The organism is Lysinibacillus sp. NPDC056185 (assembly GCF_047737915.1).
Classification (GTDB): Bacteria; Bacillota; Bacilli; order Bacillales_A; family Planococcaceae; genus Lysinibacillus.
This window is the reverse complement of record NZ_JBLLLQ010000014.1, coordinates 57,713-81,991: the sequence shown is the minus strand read 5'-3', so window position 1 is coordinate 81,991 and position 24,279 is coordinate 57,713. Positions and strand designations below refer to the sequence as shown.

The window sequence follows — 24,279 nt, the reverse complement described above, 5'->3', positions numbered from 1 at the left end:
AACTTCTTTCAGCGGATGTTTGGACACCAGCTGAAAGAAGTTAGGCTGAAGCACATTGAAATCCAAGTGATTTCAATGTGCTTTTTTTGTTAGACAACAGAATCTATGCTTGTACTTTCTCCTTTCAAGGTTTATCATGAGCACACTAGCGTCAATGCGCTTTTCTTATACATAGGAAATTTGTTATAATAAAGATATTAAATTGTTGTGAAATCAGGAGAGTAATTATATGAGATGTCCATCTTGCCAATTTAACGGAACGCGTGTTGTAGATTCGAGGCCAGTTGATGATAATAAAGAAATTCGTAGACGTCGTGAATGTGAGTCATGTGGCTTCCGCTTTACAACGTTTGAAAAAATTGAAGAGACACCTTTAGTTGTCGTGAAAAAAGAAGGTTCGCGAGAAGAATTTAGCCGTGAAAAGGTACTTCGTGGACTTATTCGTGCTTGCGAAAAACGTCCTGTTTCTCTTGAAGTACTTGAGGGCCTAGTAATGTCCATTGAAAAAGATCTTCGCCGCATTGGGAATTCCGAAGTCCAATCTGAGGATGTTGGAGAAATGGTAATGGATCGCTTAGCGAAAATCGATGAGGTTGCATATGTGCGCTTTGCATCGGTTTATCGTCAATTTAAGGATATCAATGTCTTTATTGAAGAAATTAAAGAAATTATCCAACGTCAGACAGAACAGAAATTATAAGGTAAACAGAGAGGGTGAATGACGTTGAACCATTTGTATAAGGAATTGCAGCCAGCTGATTCTTTTGACATTCGTCTACCTCATGCACTTTCTACGCAGGAACGTCAATTAGTAACGCTTTTTTATCAGCCTTTAATTGGAGCGGAGCCAATCAGCCTTTATTTAACACTATGGGCAGAAGCTGAACAAATGTCTAAGCAGCAAATGACACATTATTATTTAATGAATGTGCTAGGGCTTCCTATTGGTAAAGTATTTGAGGCACGTATTGCGCTCGAAGCAATTGGTCTGTTACGCACATGGAAAAAAGAAGATGCTGGCCAGCGAAGCTTTTTATATGAGTTGATACGTCCACTTGATGCAGATAGCTTTATGAAAGACCCACTGCTCTCGATGTTTTTATTTAGTAAAATAGGGGAGCAAGCTTATCGGAAGTTACGTCAGCGTTTTATTCCATCTACAAGAGATGCAGAATTTAAAGATGTATCGCGTGCCTTCATAGATGTTTTTAAGCCTGTAAGTACAAATATTCCAGATGATTTACAAGTTGATACTAGTCATAAGGATAAACAGCAAAAGGTATATCCGTTTTATTTTGATCAGTTTGACTTTGAACTACTGCAAACGGGCTTATCGGAGCAACTAGTGCCGGCAAGCCTACTAACATTTGAGGTACGTGAATCAATAGCAAAATTAGCGTTTTTATATCACTTAACGGCACTTGATATGCAAAAAGTAGTGATTCTTGCATTAGATGATGATTTAGGGATTTCATTGGAACGTTTACGTAAGGCCGCTGCGGATTTTTATAAGCTAACGGTATCAAAAGAACCACCAAAACTTGCTAGAGTGAGTAAACAGCCGTCATCCATAGAGGAATCAAGCCAAAAAACAAAGGATCAGGAGCTTCAGCAATATTTAGAAACGACTCCTCCAGTGCAAGTACTGCGAGATATCAATAATGGCAAAGAACCTTTGCAGACCTCCGTGCAGCTTGCTGAGAGTTTAATTGTCCAGCATGGAATGCCAGTAGGTGTTGTTAATGCTCTTTTGGAATATGTCATGCTAACAACTGATATGAAGTTACCTAAAAAATATGTGGAAACGATTGCGGATCATTGGGTACGTAAAAATATTCAAACAGCAAAAGAAGCAATGGAACTAGCACGCCAAGAGCATGATAAATACACTACGTGGAAAAATAAGCCGCAGACACCGAGGAAAAGTAATCAAAGTGCTAGAGGGCGTTCAGGAAATCAACGTGAAGAGAAGGTACCTGAATGGTTTTACAAACGTAACGAGCAACAAGAAGAAAACACTTCAAGCACGATAGATTTTGAGCGAGAGCGTCAAAAGATATTGGAGATGCTTGGGAAAAGTGATAAGTAAGGAGGGTGAACGACAATCGAACCAATTAATGGACCATTAAAAAGAGCAATTAATGTACCATCATTTCAAGAACGTTACGAAGCGATGCGTCGAGAAATTTTAGAAAACCCTCGTGTGCAAGAATTTTTAGCAGAGCATGCAGATGAGTTAAGCTATGAATCAATTGAACGTAATTTACCGAAGCTCCATGAGTTTATTAGTCAATCTACAGTATGCTGTGGCTGCGATAATACGGAAAGTTGTACAAACTACTTAAAAGGTTTTTTACCATCTTTACGAGTAGTCCGGGGTACCGTTGAAATTGATTATGTACGATGTGAACAAAAGATGCGTGAGGAGGAACGTCGTGATGTAGCCAATATGATTGCGAGTATGCATATGCCGAAGGATGTGCTACAAGCAACCATTCAAGATTTACTCATTGACGATGAATCTCGTGTCATGATTGCTCAAAAAGCGGCACAATTTGTAAAGGCAACATTGGAAACAGGAAAGCTTCCTGCAAAGGGTTATTATTTATACGGTAAATTTGGTGTAGGGAAGTCCTTTGTACTGGGCGCACTTGCGAATGAATTAGCCTCTATCAAAATTCGTTCTGTAGTCGTTTTCGTGCCTGAATTTTTACGAGAAATGAAAAATGCAATTGGCGATAATACGTTGAATGAAAAAATAGATTATGTAAAAAAGGCACCAGTGCTAATGCTCGATGATTTAGGAGCCGAGACACTGACTGCTTGGACGCGAGACGAAATTCTAGGGACTATTTTCCATTACCGCATGGCGGAGCAACTGCCAACATTCATTACATCTAATTTTAATTATGATGAGTTGGAGCATCATTTAGCACAGTCGCAAAAGGGTGACATTGAAGTCGTGAAGGCTGGACGTATTATGGAACGTGTTAAAGCCTTGACAGAGCCAATTGAAATGCGTGGCAAAAATCGCCGTATGTAAGATTGACTGTTGCATTTTGCGACAATCGAGCGTATACTGTCACATATAATAAATTACAAAATGCATTGATGAGGACATGAATTTTGTGTAGCGGCTTTTAGAGAGGGAAGTCATTGGCTGTAAGCTTCCTAGTTCGAGCACACTATTTACTACCAACTGAGCAGCGAAAGGGATAATCTTTCGCCGGTCCCTAGCCCGTTAGCTAGCCTTGAGCTTCGTCTGACTATAAAAAGTCGGAAGGAAGAAGGGTGGAACCACGAGCATACGCTTCGTCCCTTTCGTAGGGACGGAGCTTTTTTTATTTCCGTTCAATGGAAAATAGTGGTGAGATGAATGCGGATGTAGTTCCTTTTCAGTGGGTGTCCAAACACCTGCAGAATAAGGATAAATTCCGGGGATTCTTGGACTTCAATCATGCATCACAACAAAACTAGAAGGAGTGCAAAAAAATGTCAGATATAATTAAATTAACTTTCCCAGATGGCGCTGTAAAGGAATTTGCAAAAGGTACATCTACTGATGACGTAGCATTATCAATTAGTCCAGGACTTCGTAAAAAAGCATATGCTGGTAAAGTAAATGGTGTCTTAGTCGATTTAAAAACACCAATTGAAGAGGATGCAACAATCTCAATTATTACACAGGATGATGAGGAAGCACTGGAAATCCTACGTCATTCTACTGCACACTTAACAGCACAAGCGATTAAACGTTTATTCCCAGAAGTTAAACTTGGTATTGGTCCGGTTATTGAAGGTGGCTTCTACTACGATATCGATGCACCAACGCCAATCACTGCTGAAGACCTACCAGCAATCGAAAAAGAAATGAAAAAAATTATCGCTGAAAACCTAGAAATCGAGCGTAAAAATGTTAGCCGTGCAGATGCACAAGCGATTTATGAAGAAATTGGCGATGAGTACAAATTAGAATTACTTGAAGCAATTCCAGAAGATGAACAAGTTTCTATTTACTATCAAGGTGAATTTTTCGACCTTTGCCGTGGTATCCACGCACCATCGACTGGCAAACTTCGTGAGTTCAAACTTCTTTCATTAGCAGGTGCTTACTGGAGAGGTAACTCAGATAACAAAATGCTACAACGTATTTATGGTACAGCATTCTTTAAAAAAGAAGAATTAAAACATCACCTGCAAATGCTTGAAGAAGCCAAAGAGCGTGATCACCGTAAAATCGGTAAAGAATTAGAGTTATTTACAACTTCTCAAAAAGTTGGTCAAGGCTTACCGCTATGGCTACCAAACGGTGCAACAATCCGTCGTGTTATTGAGCGCTATATCGTGGATAAAGAATTATCTCTTGGTTATAAACATGTTTATACGCCAGTACTTGGTTCTAAAGAGCTGTACCAAACTTCTGGTCACTGGGATCACTACCAAGATTCTATTTTCCCACCAATGGAAATGGACAATGAAACATTAATTATGCGTCCGATGAACTGTCCTCACCATATGATGGTGTACAAAAACAGCATGCATTCTTATCGTAACCTACCATTACGTATTGCGGAGCTTGGTACAATGCACCGTTACGAAATGTCAGGCGCTGTTTCAGGCTTACAACGTGTACGTGGGATGACTTTAAACGATGCGCATATCTTCGTTCGTCCAGACCAAATTAAAGCGGAGTTCCAAAAAGTAGTACAGTTAATTTTAGAAGTATACAAAGACTTCGATTTAAAAGATTACTCATTCCGTTTATCTTATCGTGATCCAGCAGATACTGAGAAATACTTCGATGACGATGCAATGTGGGAAAAAGCACAAAGTATGTTAAAAGAGGCAATGGATGAGCTTGGCTTAGATTACTTCGAAGCTGAAGGTGAAGCTGCATTCTACGGTCCTAAACTTGACGTACAAGTGAAAACTGCCATTGGTAAAGAAGAAACTTTATCAACAGTTCAGCTTGACTTCTTATTACCAGAGCGCTTTGACTTAACTTACGTTGGGGAAGATGGTAAACCACATCGTCCAGTTGTTATTCACCGTGGTGTTGTATCAACAATGGAACGCTTCGTTGCCTTCTTAATCGAAGAATATAAAGGTGCATTCCCAACATGGTTAGCACCAGTACAAGTTGAAGTTATTCCAGTTTCAAACGAAGCACACTTCGATTATGCAAAACAAATTGAAGAGCAATTAACTGCAGCGGGCTTACGTGTTGAAATGGATGACCGTGAAGAAAAACTAGGCTACAAAATCCGTGAAGCACAAATGAAAAAAATCCCGTATATGCTTGTTATCGGAGACAAAGAAGTAGAGGCTGGAGGCGTAAATGTACGTCGTTACGGCTCAAAAGACTCAGAAACAATTAGCTTCCAAGACTTCTTAGCTAACATTAAAGCAGAAATTACAAAATAATTTTAATGATTTTGCCGTTGATGCGATTAATTAGAATTCGCCGGCAATTTTTGAAGGGTAATCTTAAATTTATTAAAACAATATTATTGATTTTATTACCAAATGTTGGGGTGACACTTGTTAAAACAAATGCCATTTTTATAAGTTGATTGGAGTGGAGGCTGGCGACTCCTCGGGGATCAGCGATTAAGAGGAACGAAGGCTAAAACCATCACGTCCTGTGATAACGCCTTCGTGACCAACATCGTGTTGGCCCGAGACCCTGGAGCGAGCAACGCGAGTGAATCGGCTCATCGGACGCCCCCAGGAAGCTCTGCGCGAAAGCGAAGCGTCAGCGGCAAATGTTTTATCTGTGCGAAAGCGAAGCGGCAGCAACAAAGCGCCCAGCCGGAACGGAAATCAACCTCACGTTATGAAGATGAATCATTATAATAGCTTAGATTATAAATTTTCAGGTTACTTTATTAATAATAAGCTAAAAAATATTTGACAGCTTATAAAGTACATGCTATTATAGTTAAGGTTAATGAATACAAAGTTTGTGGTTGAAGTAGAGGCTGCCCGCTTCTCACCTGATACAACGCTCTTAGGCTGTGAACAGGTATTACACGTTGAATTGTTTTGCGCAGACTTGCGCATGCACATATAGCGGGCGGACATCTTAGTGTCCGTCCTTTTTTTATGGACATGACAAGAGGATGTACCGTTCAACCGGGCAAGGCTTTGCCCAAACCATGTATTCGCGACAACTACTTGGAGGTGGATTACTATTAGCAAAGACATGTATGTAAACGAAGGCATTCGCGCACGTGAACTTCGATTAATCGATCACAATGGTGACCAGCTTGGTGTAAAGACACGTAATGAAGCGCTAGAAATCGCCACTCGTGTAAACTTGGATCTTGTCCTTGTGGCCCCTCAAGCCAAGCCGCCAGTCGCTCGTATCATGGACTATGGTAAATTTAAGTTTGAACAGCAAAAGAAAGACCGTGAAATTCGTAAAAATCAAAAGGTCATCGTAATGAAAGAGGTTCGTCTGAGCCCATCAATCGATGAGCATGATTTCCAAACGAAGCTACGTAATGCGATTAAATTCCTTGAAAAAGGCGATAAAGTAAAATGTAGCCTACGTTTCAAAGGTCGTGCGATTACACACAAAGACATTGGTCAACGTGTATTAGATCGTTTTGCTGAAGCTTGTGCTGAAGTATCGACGGTTGAACAAAAACCGAAGATGGAAGGCCGAAGCATGTTCTTAGTTCTTCAACCAAAGAACGAGAAATAATATTAGACGAACAGTTTAGGAGGAATTCGACATGCCAAAAATGAAAACTCACCGTGGAGCTGCGAAACGTTTCAAAAAAACGGGTTCAGGTAAATTAAAATATGACCGTGCTTATGGAAGCCACTTATTCGCAAACAAATCTACAAAACAAAAACGTCACCTACGTAAAGCAAACATCGTTTCATCTGGTGACTTCAAACGCATCAAATCTTTACTTGTTTACATGAAATAATTGACTAAAAAATACTAACATTCATTTTTAAATGAAAAGCAGGAGGTAATTCATATGCCACGCGTAAAAGGCGGAACAGTGACGCGCAAACGTCGTAAAAAAGTATTGAAATTAGCTAAAGGTTACTATGGTTCAAAACATACATTATACAAAGTTGCTAACCAAGCAGTGATGAAGTCAGGTCAATATGCATACCGTGACCGTCGTCAGAAAAAACGTGATTTCCGTAAATTATGGATCACTCGTATCAACGCAGCTGCTCGCATGAACGGTCTTTCATACAGCCGCTTAATGCACGGTTTAAAAGTTGCTGGTATCGAAGTTAACCGTAAAATGTTAGCTGACCTAGCTGTAACTGATGCAGCAGCATTCACTCTATTAGCTGAATCTGCTAAAAAAGCTGTTGCTAAATAATTAGTGATATAATGCTTTCACAAGACTGATGGATTTATTCGTCAGTCTTTTTTTGTGTTAGAGTAGTAGTAAATAGTAAAAATAAAGGAGTACTTAACAATGGGGCAAGTATTATTGGCCTATATGGCAGTTGTTTCTATAGTTCTGCTCGTGATGATGGGTAACTAAACTGTTACAACAAATTTAAACCAAACTATACAAACCTGTATAGAAACATAGATTTATAACAGAATACCCTTCGTATCAAGCGATTGGTGCGAACTCCACGTTAATTGCTTTTAACTCCTAAAGCCTTGTGACCAAAGCGGAGCTGGAAACGGCAGACGTAACGGTGCGAAAGCAGAAAAAACAACAAGGATAGCATAAGCTGAAAAAAATTACTCAGTGTCCGTAACGGATCATCGTGACAACGGAAAACGGTGGCGCTAAGTGCTTTGACAATGGATGTTTAGCAGCGAACTCCTAAATCTCTCATGAGACAAGGAAGACGTTCAACGACTATCTCCTTGAGGGAGAGTAAAACCGCAAGCGAATGGCGGAAGAAAAATGTGGCTCTTATTAGAAGATAAGATGAAGATATAGTCTGCGCTTATGTGAAAGCATAAGAGGTCTACTCGTGAGAGAAAGACTGCATGAAGGGTTGCGCCTTCGTGTGAACAAGAAAAAGATATACAACTATAAAAATGTTAGCAACCTCTCTAAATAGGGTAAAGTGATTTTATCATATTGAAAGAGAGGTGGTACGCATGGAATGAATGTCCATTGGGAAATTTGCTAAACGTGTTGGTGTAAATGTTGTAACGCTAAGAAGAATGGAAGCAAAAGGCGATTCGAACAAATCATTTACATCAATGTTCTAATGAGATTGTGAAAACCAAGCCATCTCGTATTGTAATGGAACATTTAAATGTAAAAGGGTTGATGAAAAATAAACATCTGGCGAAGGCGGTAGCCGAGGAAAAGATATATGAATTCAAACGGCAAATTCAATACAAATGCCAAAAATACGGAATTGAATTTGTTGAAGCTGACAGATGGTTTCCATCATCAAAAACTTGTTCTAATTGTGGACAAATCAAAACCGATATGAAACTGAAAGACAGATTATTTATCTGCTCTTGCGGATTAAAGCTGGATAGAGATTTGAACGCAAGCATTAACTTAGCAAATTACTCAATCTAAGGAATTTAACTGACACTAAACCTTAGATGTGTACGCAACGATACTGCGGAATTTAAGCCTTTGGAGAGTCATACTAAATGGTAGTAGCTTTGGCGAAACCAGACTCGGAGAATAAGGAAGACACAAATACGAAAGTCGGAAGATATAAGTTGTGTCACAGTGGAGATGTCTACATTTTTTAAGAAATGTATATGTTTTTCGTATCGGCATGGATAAATCGAAAGCAAAAAAGCATGAATGGCGTATTGCAGAACGCACATTATTTACATTAGCAATCGCTGGTGGTGCAGTAGGTGGGGTGCTAGGAATGTATTTATTCCGTCATAAAACACGCCATAACAGCTTTGCATTTGGCTTCCCGCTGCTAGCAGCTATTCAAATTTTTATCATAGTACAAATATGGTGATAAATCTCGAAAACATTCCGATAAAACACGGTAATGTTCCGATAAATCATGAAAATATTCCGATAAATAAAACACATCCTCATTATGAGGATGTGTTACGCATAAGCTTTTCAATGGGCTGCTTCCAATTTATTTTTGCGCTCGGATAGTTCAAGAGAATTTCTTGCTGTAGGTATTCAAAGTCTCTTTTTGTAAAACCTTGCAGTGTAGCGGCATCACGGGCGCCAACAAAAATCGTCACAACCTCGAAGGCATTTTCAGTCGTGCCGAGGTATTTTTCACCTTCGAAAAGAGCACCCTTATAAGAGATAAAGAAATTTTTTCGGACATTTTTGACGTCATCATAAAAATAATATTGGCCTTTTTCATAGGCTTCATCAAGTTTTCGCTTAGGATCGGTTATATAACGAATCGCTTTATAAAATACATAGATAATAAGCGCAATAACAGCAAGACGAATAAGTAACGGCAACATTTTTAATTTCCCCCTTGAAGAAAGGTTATTCCTTCCTATACGATTGTGAAGGACAATTAGTTTCACTTTTTATAAATATTTTTAAGAAATTTAGGAGAAAAAAATGAATTTACAACAATTGTTTAAAATGCAAAAAGGGCTTGATGATTTCATCGAGAAAACACAAAATATAGAACGTGATGTATTTAAAGAAAAAGGTTTAGCCTTAATGGTAGAGCTAGCCGAACTAGCAAATGAGACACGTTGCTTTAAGTTTTGGAGCACAAAGGGAGCTTCAGAACGTGATGTGATTTTAGAGGAATATGTGGATTCGATTCATTTTATATTATCACTTGGCTTATTAAAAGGTTATACAGCGATTGAAAAATGGCCGGTGATTGAAGAGAAGAGAGATTTAACAGAGACATTTTTAATGACACAAGACTATATTTTAAGTTTTATTAGTCAACCAACAGAGGATAGATACTTAGCGATCTGGCAATGCTATGGATTGCTTGCATTTAATCTGGGCTTTTCATTTGAGGATGTTGTTGCGGCATATATTGAGAAAAATGAAGAAAATTATAATCGTCAGCGCACAGGATATTAAAGTGTAAGAAATACACCAATTTTCTGACGATTAAGCTAGGAATATTTCGGTAAACGAAGTATAATAGAGAAGATACAAGAGTAGTCAGGAGGCAAAAGAATGACACAGCTAGATTCAACATTACAAATGTTTAAAGATTTAACAGATGCGAATGGTATTGCAGGTAATGAACGTGCACCACGCGAGGTCATGAAAAAATACATTGGACCATATGCAGACTTAGTTGAAACAGATAATTTAGGTAGCGTCATTGCTAAAAAAGTTGGGGATGAAAATGGCCCGAAAATTATGGTTGCAGGTCACTTAGATGAAGTAGGCTTCATGGTTACTCAAATCGATGACAAAGGGTTCATCAAATTCCAAACAGTAGGTGGCTGGTGGAGTCAGGTTATGCTTGCACAGCGTGTAACAATTACAACACGTAAAGGCGATGAAATTATTGGGGTTATTGGTTCAAAGCCACCTCATATTTTACCAGCAGATGTGCGTAACAAAGTGGTAGACATTAAAGATATGTTTATCGATGTTGGTGCGGCTTCAAAAGATGAAGTACTTGAATGGGGCGTACGTCCTGGCGATATGGTAACACCATATTTTGAATTTAATGTGATGAAAAATGAAAAATACTTATTAGCAAAAGCATGGGATAACCGCATTGGTTGTGCAATTGCAATTGATGTGATGAAAGCATTGCAAAATGAAAAGCATCCTAACATCCTTTATTCTGTAGGGAATGTCCAAGAGGAAGTAGGGCTTCGTGGTGCGAAAACTGCTACGCATAAAATCCAACCAGATATCGGCTTTGCTGTCGATGTAGGTGTAGCAGGAGACACACCAGGGGTAACTGCAAAAGAATCAACTAGTAAAATGGGCGCTGGTCCACAAATTGTTGTTTACGATGCATCAATGGTATCACACCGCGGTTTACGTGAATTCGTATTAGATGTAGCTGATGAGCACAATATTCCATATCAATTCGAGGCGATGGCTGGTGGCGGTACAGACGCTGGTTCTATCCACGTAACTGCAAATGGTATACCTGCCCTATCTATCGGTATTGCTACACGCTACATCCACTCACATGCAGGTATTTTACATCGTGATGATTATGATCATGCTGTAAAATTAATGGTGGAAGTAATTAAAAAATTAGACCGTGATGCAGTCAATAAAATTATTTTTGACTAATATTGCTGAATAGTTTTGCCTTCTAACAAAAATGTTAGGAGGCTTTTTGCGTTGGTTAGACTAAAGAAATATATCAATTAGCGATTCAAATAGGAGCGATTGAGAAAGCATAACAAAAGGGACTTGTTTTACGCATAAGTCCCTAAATTGATGTGTGGTAGGTTAATATTTCGATTGTAGAAAAGAGGATAATTGCTCCTCATATACCTGTTACATTATCAATAGTTGTAGATTTTCCATTGATGTGAATATCAATCGTATCCTGGTTAGAGTCTAACGTTAATTTATAGACATGTTGTTTTATTGCATTATCTTGTTGATTCTTAACATCTAATTTTATTATTAATGTATCACCTTGTGTTTCAAGGCCTGTTGTAACTGTTCCTTTTGACTGAAAAACGAGATAAGAAATATTCTTATCTACATCGTTGATTAATTGAAGTGTATTTTTTTCTTCGATTACCTTTTGCACTTTTTCTGGAACACTCTCAATTTCACTAATACTTAGCGTTGATGAGTTACATGCTGTTAAAATAAATACTGTCAAAAACATTAAAAATAATAATTTTTTCAATGCCTTTTCATCCGCCTTCCTTCAACTAATTGAAAATTCTAGTTATGGTAAATTGTAACATAGAAAATCATGAATTGGTAAAGGAATAGTAAATGTGTAGCAAGATAAACAAGCGATACGAGCATGTCTAAATCGATACAAATCGCTGGTTCTATCCATGTAACTGCAAATGGTATACCTGCGCTATCCATTGGTATTGCAACACGCTACATCCACTCACATGCAGGTATTTTACATCGTGATGATTATGATCATGCTGTAAAATTAATGGTGGAAGTTATTAAAAAATTAGACCGTGATGCAGTCAATAAAATTATTTTTGACTAAGCAAACAACCCTCAAACGAAATAAAGTTTGAGGGTATTTTATATGAAAAATAATTTAATCATCAAATTGTTGAAAAAAGGATATGATAGTTTGTAAAGAAATTTGTTCGATAGCATTTGCTTCAATTTGCTCGTTTGAACAGCAAGCTAAGGAATATTGTTGTTCAACTCTGGAGGCTAAAAAGTATAGAGAATTCAATTGGTTTGTAACAGATAAATGAATGCCATCATTATTAATTTTAAAAAAGAAGGAATGAAGTGGCAAAGATAAGCCTACGCCACAATATTTAATATAGGCTTCTTTCAAGGTCCATAGTTTATAAAAATAATCTAATTGATTTCTGTCAGATAAAGCGATTAAATCTTGAAATTCCTCAGGAGCAAAAATATGTTGAGCGAGATTGAGATCCAGTATATTTTGCTTTTCAATATCGACACCGATTTCCATATTACTGATACCACAAAGAACATAATTCCCTGAATGTGAAACATTAAAAAAGGCATTAGGTAGATTTTTTACATATGGTTTACCATATGGATTATTATCAAATTCAATATCTGATGGGGCTATATTAAAATTTGTTGAAATTAAATATCTAGCTAATATGTCAGCCAATAAACCTCGCTTATAGTCATCTTCGAAATGGAATCGCTGAAGTTTGTTTTGTTTGTCATCTGAAATGAAAGCTGCGAGTTTTGAATGGTATATATCAAAATGTGAATCTGTAATGGAAAGTAGAGCAAGTTTTATGATGATCAATAACCTCCTTATTTAGCCTTAGATATTTGCTGCCTATATTCTTTTGGTGTTAAATCTGCATAGCGTTTAAATAACTCTGAAAACCTACCTGCACTTTGATAGCCTACTGTTCGAGCAATTTCGTTAATAGGGAGCTCTGTATGAGCTAGTAATTTCTCAGCCTGATGGACTCGTTGTTTTTGAATATATTCAGTAATTGTACAATGATAAACTTCTTTAAATAATTTTTTTAATTTTGTAGCACCCATACAAGAAATTTTAGTTAAATGATCTAAAGTTAGTTGTAGGGCGTAGTATTTTTTAATATGAGTGGCTACATGCTCAATTTGGTGAATATCTTCTTTAGAAATTTGTGAGCAATGACAAGTTTTATTGAAAAGTACACGTTCCATTATAAGGGCTAATGCTTCGTATACTTTTCCTTCATAAAATAGTGCAGAAGTTAGGTCAGAACCACGATAAGCCGCTATTTGTCGAAGTAGAATAATCATTTCTGGAAAAGTAGTTGTGGCTTTTAGTGTTGTTAATGCTTGACGTGGATTTACATATTTTTCACCATATTTATGTGCTAAAAATTGATCACAAAAAATAGGGGTAAACTCAATACCGATTGATTGTACTGGAATATTTTTATGAATAATAGCACTATATTTTTCTCCTTTTCCCCAATAACTCCTTATATAACCTGGTTTTAATGGTTGGTAAGGGTTAAGCTCCTCACCTGAAATAGATTCATAGTATGTGACAGTTAAAAGTTCAGGCATTGCTAATTCTAACTGATAATGCTCAAAAAAATAAAAATCATGAATGAGAATAGAAAACATGTCCTCAAAATGGTATATCCAATAATAACCTTTACCTAAAGTTGGATCGATTGTATATGTAGTACCTACTGAGTTATATTTGCTCATTTGGTCAAATTTTGAAAAACCATTTTCTAATAACAGAGGTTTAAAATGATGAGATGTCATCTGATTTCTCCTTTCCTCAATTAGACTTTCCTCTTCCTTGATTGGACGTAAACATAGTGTAGTTATTTTTTTATGTACTACTATTTATTATAATAGATAATGATAATCATTATCAATGAAACGAAAGAAAATATAGTAATAATTACTATAGAAAGGAAAAGAGGTATAAATATGTATTCACAAACAATGCAGAATAAATCTCTAAGTATTAAAGATTTAATTACGGTTGGTATTTTCTCAGCACTATTTTTTATATTCATGATGATTGGATCAGCCTTTTTTGCCCCCAATCCTGTATTAACGTTTTTAATGCCAGCTGGTGCGGCTCTATTAACAGGACCTATTTATTTATTAATGATAGCGAAAGTACCAAAATTTGGACCAATCCTAATTTTAGGAATATTATTAGCGATTATTACTTTTGTTACAGGGATGTACTGGTTATGGTCGTTAGCTTGTATAGGATTAGCTTTAATTGGTGAATTAGTAGCATCAATCGGTAAGTATAAAAATATATCAATTAATATGATAAGTTATATTGTTTTTTCACTGCATCCAATGGGGTCTTACGTAATGCTATGGTTTAATCAACAGGCATATAAGGAGTATTTGGTAGGTCAAGGAACCGAACAAGCTTATATGGATACGATGCTAACAACTGCCCAAAGTTGGATGTTACCAACAATGATTGTTGGCACAATGCTATGTGCTTTGATAAGCGGTTTATTGGGAAAAAAATTATTGAGAAAACAGTTTGAGAAATCTGGAGTACTAGCGTAGGTAGGGCGGTGAACTTATGAGTAAAGAGAAGAATTATATGTATAAGCAGAGTAATATGCATATGCATGTTTTCACCGTCAAACTTGATCCAAGAACGAAAATATATCTGTTACTGTTAGTAAATGCAGCGGTTTTTTTGTCACCTTCTTTTCAATATGAACTTATATTAATGACCATAATATTTAGTCTTTGCATACTGATGGGCATGTTTTCTTTTTCGTTGAAAATGATGCTTGGTTATGTGTTTATTCTAGGAATTCACGTAGTAAGTGAAACGTTTTTGTCAGGCGTATGGGAGTTAATGTTTGTATCATTTGCAATGTTTATCAGAAAAATATTCCCTTGTGTTGTAATGGGCGGATTATTAGTTGGAACAACAAGAATTAATGAATTTATGACAGCCTTAGAAAAAATACGTATTTCAAAAAAGGTAATTATTCCATTAGCCGTAATGTTACGCTATTTTCCAATGATTGGTGAGGATTGGCGATATATAAAGGATGCCATGAAATTAAGAGGTATCTCGCCCTCACCAATAGGCTTTGTAAAAAAACCTGTGCAAACAGTTGAATGTATTTACGTTCCTTTAATGATGGCAGCCTCAAAAATTGCTGATGAATTATCTGCTGCAAGCATAACAAGAGGGATTGAAAACCCAAAAGAGCGCTCTTGCTTTCAACATGTGTCATTCCAATTCAGTGATAGTATTGTAATATTTGTATTTACATTTTTTGTGTTTGGAGGAGTGTTTATATGTTGAAAATAGAGCAATACTCATTTCAATATACAGATGAAAAAAGTGAAGGTATAGAAAATATAAATATTCATGTCAAAAAGGGACAGTGCATTTTACTATGTGGTAAAAGTGGCTGTGGTAAAACAACTATTATCCGAGCAATTAACGGTTTAATTCCTTATTTTTATTGTGGAAAGCATAAAGGACAAGTGTTATTAAATAATCAACCTGTAGAAAATAGGAAAATGTATGAATTAAGCGAACATGTTGGGACGGTTTTTCAAAATCCAAGGTCACAATTTTTTAATGTTGATACAGATAGTGAAATTGTATTTGGAATGGAGAATATGGCATATCCAAAAGAAATGATGAAAGAACGGATACAGCAAATTACTTCTGACCTTCATTTAGAAAAGCTACGTCAGCGCAACATTTTTCATTTATCAGGGGGAGAGAAGCAGAAGATTGCTTTTGCAAGTGTTTATGCTGTAGAACCGGATATTTTTGTATTAGATGAGCCGTCCTCAAATCTAGATACTGCAGCTATCGAAGATTTAAAAAACATGATTACATTACTAAAAAAGCAAGGCAAAACAATTATTGTATCAGAGCATAGACTTTACTATTTAAAAGAGTTAATTGATAGAGCCATTGTATTAGATAAGGGACAAATTGTATCAGTTTACTCACAAAAGGATTTTTTACAGCTTTCAGATCTTCAACTGAGGCAATTAGGACTCCGCACACTTTATTTAGACAATGTACAGTTTCAACATAAATCGCTACCTGCTGAACAAAAAGTTCATGAGCTTGTTGTGAAGGATGTCACTATATCGCACAAAAAAAGAAAGGTATTAGAAAATATTCAATTCACAGCAAAAAGCGGAGAAATAATTGCAATCACAGGACATAATGGTGCAGGAAAAACGACCTTTGCTAGAGCGATATGTGGTCTACATAAACTATCATCAGGAAATATTTATTTTAATAAACAAAAACTAACATTGAAAAAACAGGCTCAGCTTTCCTATATGGTAATGCAAGATGTCAATTATCAGTTATTCGCAGAAACGGTTGAAAAAGAATGTGTATTTGGGGTGAAAAATCCCAATCCGAATTTAGTACGAAAAGCATTGGAGGAAATGGATTTATTAGAACTGGTCAATCGACACCCGAATACATTATCAGGAGGACAAAAACAGAGACTTGCTGTAGCTGCAAGTTTAATAAGTGAAAAGGAAATTATAGTGTTTGATGAACCGACAAGTGGATTAGATTTTGACAGTATGCAAAAGGTTTCTAGTATTTTACAGAATTTAGCGGAGGCTAATAAAATTATTTTTGTCATTACACATGACTTAGAATTTATAGCATCTTGCTGTCATCGTATACTTCGCTTCGGAGATGGAAAGAAGCAAGATGATTATAAGTTAAATAAAGAAAATCATCAGTATACAATTGAAACTTTCACTATGTAGCAGGGAAAAGCACTAACGTAACTGACCTGTTTGTGTAGAGATTTGTACATTATAAATTTACGATGTGTAGGAAGGGGCTGAACGATAATGGGGAAAATTGCAAAACAAAATAAAAATCCAATCTTTGTGCTTCTTTCTTGGGCTGGAAAAGATAAAAAATACTTATATTTGTCTGTCTTATGTTCATTAATTAGTGGTCTTTCAACAATTGTACCTTATTTCGTTATTTATCAAATTATTGAGCAAGCCTATCACAATAATTTAACAGAAGCTTCGTTAATTCGAAATTTATTGATTTTGGCCATTTCGATAATTGTTCGATTTGGGCTCTTTGCTATTTCTGGTACTCTATCGCATAAGGGCGCCTATCGAACATTATTTAAGGTGCGTTGTCAAGTAACAGAGCATATGGCGCAGGTTTCACTAGGTTCTTTAAATGAACGAAATACAGGAGAAATAAAAACACTATTAAATGAAGAAATTGAAAAGCTAGAGTTATTTTTAGCACACCATTTACCAGAGTTAGTCTTTTATATGAGTGGCCCAGTTGCTGTCTTTATCTATTTGTGTACAGTTAACGTACCATTAGCGCTTATCTCGTTTATTCCATTAATTGTTGCAGTTGCAGTAATGGCTATAATGTTTAGAGGTACGAATCAAATAATGGATCGTGCAGCACGTTCCATAGCCAATCTAAATGCAATCATTATCGAATATATTCAAGGAATGCGTTTAATTAAGGCGTATAACATGAGTAGTTCATCATTTAAAAAGTTTACTAAAGCAGTAGATGAAGAATTCAATATATGGAAAGAAATGTCTTTGAAAATGGGTCCACCATATGCTAGCTATATCATTATTATAGAATGTGGTCTACTTCTAATGGTACCTATTGGTGGAATGTGGTTTTTAAACGGTAGTTTAACAGGAAGTGTCTTTATTCTTTTTGCATTCGTAGGCTCATTGTATTTAACAGAATTACGACCTTTACAGGAATTAGGTTCAAACTTTGCACAGGTTTTAAATGCTGTAAAGAAATGCGTAGCCTTTTTAGAAATACCTGTTTTTGGACAAGGGCAAGCATTTCCGAACAATAATAATATTGAATTAAGAAATGTCTACTACTCTTATGATGGACAGAAAGAACATTTAAAGAATGTCAATCTGTCAATTGCTGAAAATGAAAAAATAGCTATTGTAGGTGCTTCAGGTTCAGGGAAAAGCACCATTGTACAGTTGATTTCACGCTTTAATGATGTTCAGCAAGGAGAAGTATTGATAGGTAATCAAAATGTAAAGGAAATTGATTATGAGGAATTATTAAAAAATATAACAATAGTATTCCAAAAGACATTTTTAACGAGTGGTACAGTGTTTGAAAATATTGTCATGGGCTCTAATGCCACCATTGATGAGGTAAGGGATGCGGCGAAAAAAGCGCAAATAGATGATTTTATTATTTCATTACCAGATGGTTACGATACGAGAGTAGGGAGTTTTGGAACTAGATTTTCTGGTGGAGAAAAACAGCGAATTGCTATTGCACGTGCCATTTTAAAAAATGCACCAATTTTAATATTAGATGAAGCAACATCTGCAGCAGATCCAGAAAATCAGGCAGAGATTGATCAAGCCATTGCTGAACTTTGTGTTGGTAAAACAGTAATTATCATTGCACACCGTCTTGGTATTATTAAACATTGTGATCGAGTGGCAATTGTAGAAAATCAAACACTAAAAGCATGTGGAACGCACAAAGAAATGCTAGAAGAAAGCCCTTCATATAAAAAGATTTGGCAGGATTATAGTAAAGCTAGAGAGATTACGTATGAACTTTAAGATGTTGTATGTGTTTTAAATATTAGTGAGTGTTGCAACATCCTGAGGGAAAAAGAAGTTAGATCGAAGTAAAGTGGAGTGAAAAAGGTTATTAGATATTCACAGAAAGGAAAGGGTCTTTCCAGGGAAAGCCCATTTATGAAGGAGACTTAAGTATGGACAAAAAACATGCATTTACAAAAAATGCTTCTTTTTATCTTTCTATTGTTTTCAATGTCATCGAGGGTATGCTAGCTGGATTTAATTTTATCGTACTATATTACACGATTAATGCTTTAATAACAGAGCAGCTAACGATGAATATGTTAACTCAAATTCTGTTATTGTTAGGCGCCGTTTTTATTATTCGTTTAATCATCTATGCGTTTGGCTATACGAGAGGGCAAATTGGAGGCGCCCAGATTAGTAGAATTCTTCGCTTGACACTAGGCGATAAAATGAAAAAAATACCGCTTTCCTCCTTTACGAAGGCACAAACAGGAGAGTATATTAATGCAACGACAACTAGTGTTAATAATTATGAAAATATTTTGACTCATAAAATAGGAGATATTATAAAAAATACTTCATTTTCTTTACTGCTAATTGGCTTCGTTTCGACTATTTATTTATCTGCTGGAGTAGTTCTGTTAAGTTCAGGTTTATTATTAATACCAACACTTTATTTGTCCTTTTTAATGGTAAAAAAATATGGAAACCAGAAGAAACACATTATGACAAGTAATACAAGTGCTGTAATTGAGTATATAAATGGTATTCAAACGTTGCGATCATTTGGTTTGGGCGGTGTTAAAAATAAGGCAACAACCACATCAATGAAGGATTATAGTGATGTTAGTTATTTATATGAGATTAAAGTAATTCCAATCGGGACAACATTTAGTATCGTTTGCTGGTTTAGTTTACCGATTGTTCTTTATTTAGCAGGACATCAATGGCTTGAAGGGAATTTAGATGCGTCTTCTTTCTTTCTAATTAGCATTACCCCTTTATTTACATGTAAATTATTTGGCACACTTTTTATTGATTTAACCTCTTATAAAAACTTAATGATTGCAAAAAGACAAATTGAATGTGTCATAGATGAGGTGGAGGAGTTACCAAATGATGCTTCTTTTGAACCTGAACAGTATAGTATAGCTTTTCAAAATGTAAATTTCGCCTATACCCAAGGGGAACCTGTATTACGTAATATCAATTTTGTAATTGATTCTTCACAGTTTGTGGCGATTGTTGGACCATCGGGTTCGGGAAAATCAACTATTTTAAATTTAATAACAAAATACTATGAGCCTGAACAAGGTGATATATTAATCGGTCAGCAACCTATTCAATCGATTGCTTCCGAAAAAGTATTGCAGAAAATTTCAATAGTTGATCAAGATATATTTTTGTTTAATGATACGATTTTAAATAATATTCGTTATGCAAAGCCAGATGCGACAGAACAAGAAATTATTAATGCTGCGAAAGAGGCAAACTGCCATGATTTTATTGAGAAATTAGAGTATAGCTATGACACGATTGTGGGGGAAAATGGTAATAATCTATCAGGCGGCGAAAGGCAGCGTATATCCATTGCACGTGCCATTTTAAAAGACAGCCCAATACTTTTATTAGATGAAGCGACAGCATCATTAGATATCGAAAATGAGTTGGCTGTAAAAGAAGCGATTAAAAATCTTTTGAAAAAGAAAAAAACGGTTGTGATGATTGCCCATACACTTTCCATTATTAAAAATGCAGACAAAATCCTAGTTGTTAATGAAGGACAGATCGTAGAAGAAGGATCCCATCAAAAGCTTATTGCTAAAGAAGGAAAATATGCAGCAATGTGGAAAAAGGAACATCAACTAAGTAGCGTATAGCAAATGTATTTTGTAAATCATGAGAGGATGGGAGCGAAAAAAATGTCCCGACAAATGGATTGGTATTTACATGAGGTTGAACGATATGAGCAATTAGTTTTTTTAAGAGATGATTTGTCAAATTAAGTGCAACAATTGCTCATTAAAAGCCTCGTTTGTAGTTTTCTAACCAAGACATTTTCTTGGTCGGTTGTTGATATAGTTCTTCTTCGAAATTTGTTTGCTTAGGGAAGAACTCACGAAGCAATCCATTTCCATTTTTGTTACTTCCGCGTTGCCAAGTAGAATAGGCGTCCGCAAAATAAACATCAATTTTCAAGTCTTTTTCTAACACTTTATAGCAGCTAAATTCTTTACCTCGGTCTGTTGTGGCAGTTTTTATAGTGCCTTTTGGTAATTTAGTATGAAGTAGACGCACTGCTCTTTCCATTGATTGAGCTGAGCGATCTGGTATCAAAAAGCCAACATACCACCGTGTCATTCGCTCAATAAATGTTGCTACACAACCTTTTGCTTTCCCACGTCCAGATACAACTGTATCTAACTCCAAATGTCCAAAGGTTTCACGTTTACGTACTTCTTTCGTTTAGAAATTGGTGTGCCAATGTTAAATCTTCCCCTTGTTTCGCGGGGCTTTTGGCGCTTTCCTTTTTGACGGAAAACGGTTATAGGCACTTCTAACTTTTAGCAATCTCACGTGAAAGAGTAGACTTGCCGGAACCAGAAAAACCTGACATTTGAACAAAAAACAAGCTTCATCCCCCTCCTCAATAATAAAATAATTTTAAAAAATAACTTGTTTTGTTAGTTAAATAACTGAATATCAGTGTTTGATAAAGTGTAACATATTTGCAAATATTGAAATGTGTATGGATAACTAGAAAGAATGATTGTTACAGAGAAACCCCTAAAATGCCTTAGAAGTCTATCCAACAAAAAAACACAGCTCTATGCAGAAAAATTTCTATACAATGATTATAAAAATAGCCCTCAAACTAAATGTTTGAGGGCTTTATGTCGATAAATTTAAAAAGTTAGGTGATAAGTCCAAAACTTTTAGCGATAAATTCACATTATCCCTCGATAAAAATAAAATCTATTTATTTTGTAAAAGCTGTAATATCTCTTTACCGATTTGCCCAGGGTTTGTCGCCAATATAGGAGAGCGATAATTAGATAAAACAACGACGCCTGTTTGTTGTGTTTTATCAAATCCTAGATAACAAGAGAAAGCTTTCGTCGAACCGTTATGCCAAATGATATTGTCCTCAAGAAGCCATCCTAGACCAATACCCATATGTTCCGAAAAGGTTTCAGTAGCTTGATGTGATAATGAATAACCTAAATTTTCATCACTTAAATGTACTTTCATAAATTTTAAAAGATCATTGACAGTTGAACGGACTGCCCCTGCCGCCATAAAGTCATTCATTTGGAGCGGAGGCTTCTTATGTCCAAGAATCGTGTAGCCTTGCAATACTGCCTCTGCCTGATCAGAAGGGATAGAGATAAATGTATTTGGCATATCTAAAGGATCTGTTAATCTTTGTTTAATAGCTGTTTCAAAATCAGTGTGCAGTGTATCGGCTAAAATGTATCCTAAAAGCCCCATTCCTACATTAGAATATCTGAATTTAACTTTTGGCTCGTCTGTGTGCGTTTTAAAATAATGAATAGTCTCGTCCAGTGAATATTGACAAAAAGGATCGCGGGGTGTTTGTGCGTCAAAAAGATTGGAAATGTTCTTCAGCACACCTAATCCCGGTAGTCCAGAAGTATGGTTTGCTAAACGTTTGAGTGTGACAGGGTGATTGTCGGGAATTTCAGAAAAGTATTTGCCAATAGAATCTTCTACATGTACTTTTCCCTCCTGAATCATTTCCCCTAATATGGATGTAGTAAAAACTTTAGAAATTGACCCAACTTCATATATATAAGGCTTTTCTTCCAGCATAAAATTCGATCCACCGAAAGTAAAAGTAGCTTCTTGGTCTTGAGAAATGATACCGATGGATAAAGCAACATTTGGACGGGTTTTTATATAGGGATAAGCAACTTTAAATATGTCCTTTTTTAAATCATGTAAATCCACAATAATACCTCCATTAAGAACGCTTATTTTTTTCCTGCTCCTCTGAAATAATAGAATGTAATTTCAAAAGTATGTATTTTGATTGTAACAAGTCCTCTCTATTGAGCTTTGTATAATGACAAGCTCAATTTCCCCCTGCTTAAATAAGATGTCCTCGTTCATCTAGCTCTATAATAACCTCTTTTCGATCCTTTTTATGCATTGTTCTAATTTACTAATTGGCCAACAGCGCCCGTGGATGTCCCAATTAACTATGGCTAATTCGGCTGTTCGTCTGAGAAGATTTGAAAATATTGCTTGTTTAGAAGTTAAATTCGTTTCGATCCAACTTGATTCATTGCTTTCACAAGATGCAACAAGTTCTTATCTGTGTATTTGGCCATCTAAATAACTAATATATATTAATTATTACCAATAATGCAATTCTCTTAAATGTGTGATTTGAGTTGAATTATTGAAAATATGCATAAATATTAGATAATTCGTATTTTCGTCATATTTAAAGATAAAATTCTAACTTTTTAAAATAAACATAAAAATTCAGTTGATTTTATATTTATGCATTTGTTATACTAAGCCCAACAGCAACTAAACAAGGAGCGAAGGCTATGAAATTACTCGAGGAAGTACAGTTAAAGTTAGTGTCTAGTTTAAAAGGTAAGGACTTATTAACCTTGCTAGAATACACAAGTGAAGAGGTTCAACAGTTAGTTGAATTAGCAACACAGTTGAAAATGATTACTAAAGAAGGGAAATGTACGAAGCTACTAGGAGGTAAGACACTCGGCATGATTTTTGAGAAACATTCAACTCGTACTCGTATTTCGTTTGAAGTAGGTATGAACCAATTAGGTGGAAAAGGTATGTTTATGCATGCGCGTGATTTACAGATTGGTCGTGGTGAATCGATTTATGATACAGCACATGTGTTATCAGGTTATTTAGATGGTATTATGATTCGCGCGAACTCTCATGCAATGGTGAAGGAGCTTGCAGAGCATGCATCTATACCGGTTATCAATGGACTAACGGATATTTATCACCCATGTCAAGCTTTAGCGGATTTAGAAACAATCGCTGAAAATAAAGGTCATCTAAAAGGATTAAAAATTGCATATGTTGGAGATGGCAACAACGTGGCGCACTCATTAGTAGTCGCTTCTGCACATGTAGGAATGAACGTGGCAGTGGCAACACCAGTTGGCTATGAATGTGATGCAGAGGTAATCGCAAAAGCTCAGGCTATCGCAGCAGCAAATGGTAGTACAATTATTATTACAAACGATCCTATAGATGCGGTTATAAACGCGGATGTAGTGTATGCAGATGTATGGACGTCGATGGGGCAAGAAGAGGAAGCTGCAAAACGTCTACAAGACTTTGCAGGTTATCAAATTAATGATGAGCTTGTCGCATACGCAAAACCGAATTATATGTTCCTACACTGTTTACCGGCTCATCGTGAAGAAGAAGTAGCGTCATCTGTTATTGATGGACCAAATTCCTACATCTTTGAGCAAGCAGAAAATAGACTTCATGCACAAAAAGCGGTGCTAGCCTCAATTCTAGCTTAACTTCTTTCAGCAAAAATGTTTTCTGTAGCGAAAGCAAAGCGTCAGCTACAAATGTTTTGAAGTATTGTGCTTCTCAGTTGAGAAAT

The 24,279-nt window shown here is 36.1% G+C and carries 21 protein-coding genes and 5 pseudogenes; 19 read left to right on the top strand and 7 right to left on the bottom strand.

Features of this window, described 5'->3' with window-relative positions; all coding sequences use genetic code 11:
- Window positions 1-229 precede the first annotated feature (229 nt).
- From nrdR to ACMZ42_RS14760, 10 genes and pseudogenes are all read left to right on the top strand, one after another.
- On the top strand, window positions 230-700 hold the full coding sequence (gene nrdR / locus ACMZ42_RS14805) for a transcriptional regulator NrdR (RefSeq protein ID WP_370075647.1): 471 nt from the start codon (window positions 230-232) through the stop codon (window positions 698-700).
- An 18-nt stretch (window positions 701-718) separates the two neighbouring features.
- Window positions 719-2,089: a replication initiation and membrane attachment family protein gene (locus ACMZ42_RS14800; protein ID WP_370075645.1), complete on the top strand. Its 1,371-nt coding sequence runs from the start codon at window positions 719-721 to the stop codon at window positions 2,087-2,089.
- Window positions 2,090-2,113: 24 nt separating this feature from the next.
- On the top strand, window positions 2,114-3,043 hold the full coding sequence (dnaI, locus tag ACMZ42_RS14795; protein WP_370075829.1) for a primosomal protein DnaI: 930 nt from the start codon (window positions 2,114-2,116) through the stop codon (window positions 3,041-3,043).
- A 449-nt stretch (window positions 3,044-3,492) separates the two neighbouring features.
- Entirely contained in the window at window positions 3,493-5,424 is a 1,932-nt protein-coding gene (gene thrS / locus ACMZ42_RS14790) for a threonine--tRNA ligase (RefSeq protein WP_402868402.1), read from the top strand.
- Window positions 5,425-6,205: 781 nt separating this feature from the next.
- The gene (infC, locus tag ACMZ42_RS14785) at window positions 6,206-6,709 is read left to right on the top strand and encodes a translation initiation factor IF-3 (protein ID WP_025114499.1); all 504 of its coding nucleotides are present in this window, start codon (window positions 6,206-6,208) and stop codon (window positions 6,707-6,709) included.
- Window positions 6,710-6,740: 31 nt separating this feature from the next.
- The gene (gene rpmI, locus ACMZ42_RS14780) at window positions 6,741-6,941 is read left to right on the top strand and encodes a 50S ribosomal protein L35 (RefSeq protein WP_004226312.1); all 201 of its coding nucleotides are present in this window, start codon (window positions 6,741-6,743) and stop codon (window positions 6,939-6,941) included.
- Between the two features lie 54 nt (window positions 6,942-6,995).
- Window positions 6,996-7,355, top strand: a complete 360-nt coding sequence (gene rplT, locus ACMZ42_RS14775; protein ID WP_370041477.1) for a 50S ribosomal protein L20 — start codon at window positions 6,996-6,998, stop codon at window positions 7,353-7,355.
- 755 nt (window positions 7,356-8,110) lie between these two features.
- Window positions 8,111-8,185: pseudogene (locus ACMZ42_RS14770) on the top strand (IS607 family transposase); the annotation flags it as partial.
- A pseudogene (locus ACMZ42_RS14765) lies at window positions 8,184-8,537 on the top strand (RNA-guided endonuclease InsQ/TnpB family protein); the annotation flags it as partial. The pseudogenes ACMZ42_RS14770 and ACMZ42_RS14765, both read left to right, overlap by 2 nt.
- 151 nt (window positions 8,538-8,688) lie before the next feature.
- Window positions 8,689-8,943 carry a DUF1294 domain-containing protein gene (locus ACMZ42_RS14760; protein ID WP_370075641.1) on the top strand — a complete coding sequence of 85 codons (255 nt, stop codon included), beginning with the start codon at window positions 8,689-8,691 and terminating at the stop codon, window positions 8,941-8,943.
- Window positions 8,944-9,025: 82 nt separating this feature from the next.
- Here the strand turns inward: ACMZ42_RS14760 and ACMZ42_RS14755 are convergent, their stop codons facing one another.
- Window positions 9,026-9,418: a sigma-w pathway protein ysdB gene (locus ACMZ42_RS14755; RefSeq protein WP_370075639.1), complete on the bottom strand. Its 393-nt coding sequence runs from the start codon at window positions 9,416-9,418 to the stop codon at window positions 9,026-9,028.
- A gap of 103 nt (window positions 9,419-9,521) precedes the next feature.
- Between ACMZ42_RS14755 and ACMZ42_RS14750 the strand changes: the two genes are divergently transcribed.
- Together ACMZ42_RS14750 and ACMZ42_RS14745 are read left to right on the top strand one after the other, a co-directional pair.
- Window positions 9,522-10,007 carry a dUTP diphosphatase gene (locus tag ACMZ42_RS14750; RefSeq protein WP_415731911.1) on the top strand — a complete coding sequence of 162 codons (486 nt, stop codon included), beginning with the start codon at window positions 9,522-9,524 and terminating at the stop codon, window positions 10,005-10,007.
- Window positions 10,008-10,106: 99 nt separating this feature from the next.
- A complete protein-coding gene (locus ACMZ42_RS14745) occupies window positions 10,107-11,195 on the top strand; it encodes a M42 family metallopeptidase (protein WP_402868406.1) in 1,089 nt (362 codons plus the stop codon).
- A gap of 199 nt (window positions 11,196-11,394) precedes the next feature.
- Here ACMZ42_RS14745 and ACMZ42_RS14740 read toward each other — a convergent pair whose 3' ends face one another.
- Window positions 11,395-11,769, bottom strand: a complete 375-nt coding sequence (locus ACMZ42_RS14740) for a peptidylprolyl isomerase (RefSeq protein ID WP_402868408.1) — start codon at window positions 11,767-11,769, stop codon at window positions 11,395-11,397.
- Window positions 11,770-11,913: 144 nt separating this feature from the next.
- On the opposite strand from ACMZ42_RS14740, the pseudogene ACMZ42_RS14735 reads away from it, so the two are divergent.
- Window positions 11,914-12,096: pseudogene (locus tag ACMZ42_RS14735) on the top strand (peptidase M28); the annotation flags it as partial.
- A gap of 54 nt (window positions 12,097-12,150) precedes the next feature.
- On the opposite strand, the gene ACMZ42_RS14730 reads toward ACMZ42_RS14735, so the two are convergent.
- Both ACMZ42_RS14730 and ACMZ42_RS14725 read right to left on the bottom strand, forming a co-directional pair.
- A complete protein-coding gene (locus ACMZ42_RS14730; protein WP_415731910.1) occupies window positions 12,151-12,855 on the bottom strand; it encodes a 4'-phosphopantetheinyl transferase family protein in 705 nt (234 codons plus the stop codon).
- An 8-nt stretch (window positions 12,856-12,863) separates the two neighbouring features.
- Window positions 12,864-13,826, bottom strand: a complete 963-nt coding sequence (locus ACMZ42_RS14725; RefSeq protein WP_415731909.1) for a helix-turn-helix transcriptional regulator — start codon at window positions 13,824-13,826, stop codon at window positions 12,864-12,866.
- Window positions 13,827-13,997: 171 nt separating this feature from the next.
- Here ACMZ42_RS14725 and ACMZ42_RS14720 point away from each other — a divergent pair, with 171 nt between their 5' ends.
- From ACMZ42_RS14720 to ACMZ42_RS14700, 5 genes are all read left to right on the top strand, one after another.
- Entirely contained in the window at window positions 13,998-14,606 is a 609-nt protein-coding gene (locus tag ACMZ42_RS14720) for an MptD family putative ECF transporter S component (RefSeq protein ID WP_415731908.1), read from the top strand.
- Between the two features lie 16 nt (window positions 14,607-14,622).
- On the top strand, window positions 14,623-15,366 hold the full coding sequence (locus ACMZ42_RS14715) for an energy-coupling factor transporter transmembrane component T (protein WP_415731907.1): 744 nt from the start codon (window positions 14,623-14,625) through the stop codon (window positions 15,364-15,366).
- Window positions 15,360-16,820, top strand: a complete 1,461-nt coding sequence (locus tag ACMZ42_RS14710; protein ID WP_415731906.1) for an ABC transporter ATP-binding protein — start codon at window positions 15,360-15,362, stop codon at window positions 16,818-16,820. The genes ACMZ42_RS14715 and ACMZ42_RS14710 overlap by 7 nt, the downstream gene beginning before the upstream one ends.
- Window positions 16,821-16,907: 87 nt before the next feature.
- Window positions 16,908-18,659 (top strand): ABC transporter ATP-binding protein, encoded by a 1,752-nt coding sequence (locus ACMZ42_RS14705; RefSeq protein ID WP_415731905.1) that lies wholly within the window; start codon window positions 16,908-16,910, stop codon window positions 18,657-18,659.
- A gap of 155 nt (window positions 18,660-18,814) precedes the next feature.
- On the top strand, window positions 18,815-20,527 hold the full coding sequence (locus ACMZ42_RS14700; protein ID WP_415731904.1) for an ABC transporter ATP-binding protein: 1,713 nt from the start codon (window positions 18,815-18,817) through the stop codon (window positions 20,525-20,527).
- A gap of 165 nt (window positions 20,528-20,692) precedes the next feature.
- Here the strand turns inward: ACMZ42_RS14700 and ACMZ42_RS14695 are convergent.
- The 3 genes and pseudogenes from ACMZ42_RS14695 to ACMZ42_RS14685 form a co-directional block, all read right to left on the bottom strand.
- Window positions 20,693-21,196 (bottom strand): annotated as a pseudogene (locus ACMZ42_RS14695) (IS30 family transposase); the annotation flags it as partial.
- Window positions 21,197-21,210: 14 nt separating this feature from the next.
- Window positions 21,211-21,279: pseudogene (locus ACMZ42_RS14690) on the bottom strand (ATP-binding protein); the annotation flags it as partial.
- 344 nt (window positions 21,280-21,623) lie between these two features.
- Complete coding sequence (locus ACMZ42_RS14685; RefSeq protein ID WP_415731903.1) at window positions 21,624-22,619, bottom strand: serine hydrolase domain-containing protein; 996 nt, start codon at window positions 22,617-22,619, stop codon at window positions 21,624-21,626.
- Window positions 22,620-23,227: 608 nt separating this feature from the next.
- On the opposite strand from ACMZ42_RS14685, the gene argF reads away from it, so the two are divergent.
- Window positions 23,228-24,193: an ornithine carbamoyltransferase gene (argF, locus tag ACMZ42_RS14680; RefSeq protein WP_415731902.1), complete on the top strand. Its 966-nt coding sequence runs from the start codon at window positions 23,228-23,230 to the stop codon at window positions 24,191-24,193.
- Window positions 24,194-24,279: the final 86 nt, after the last annotated feature.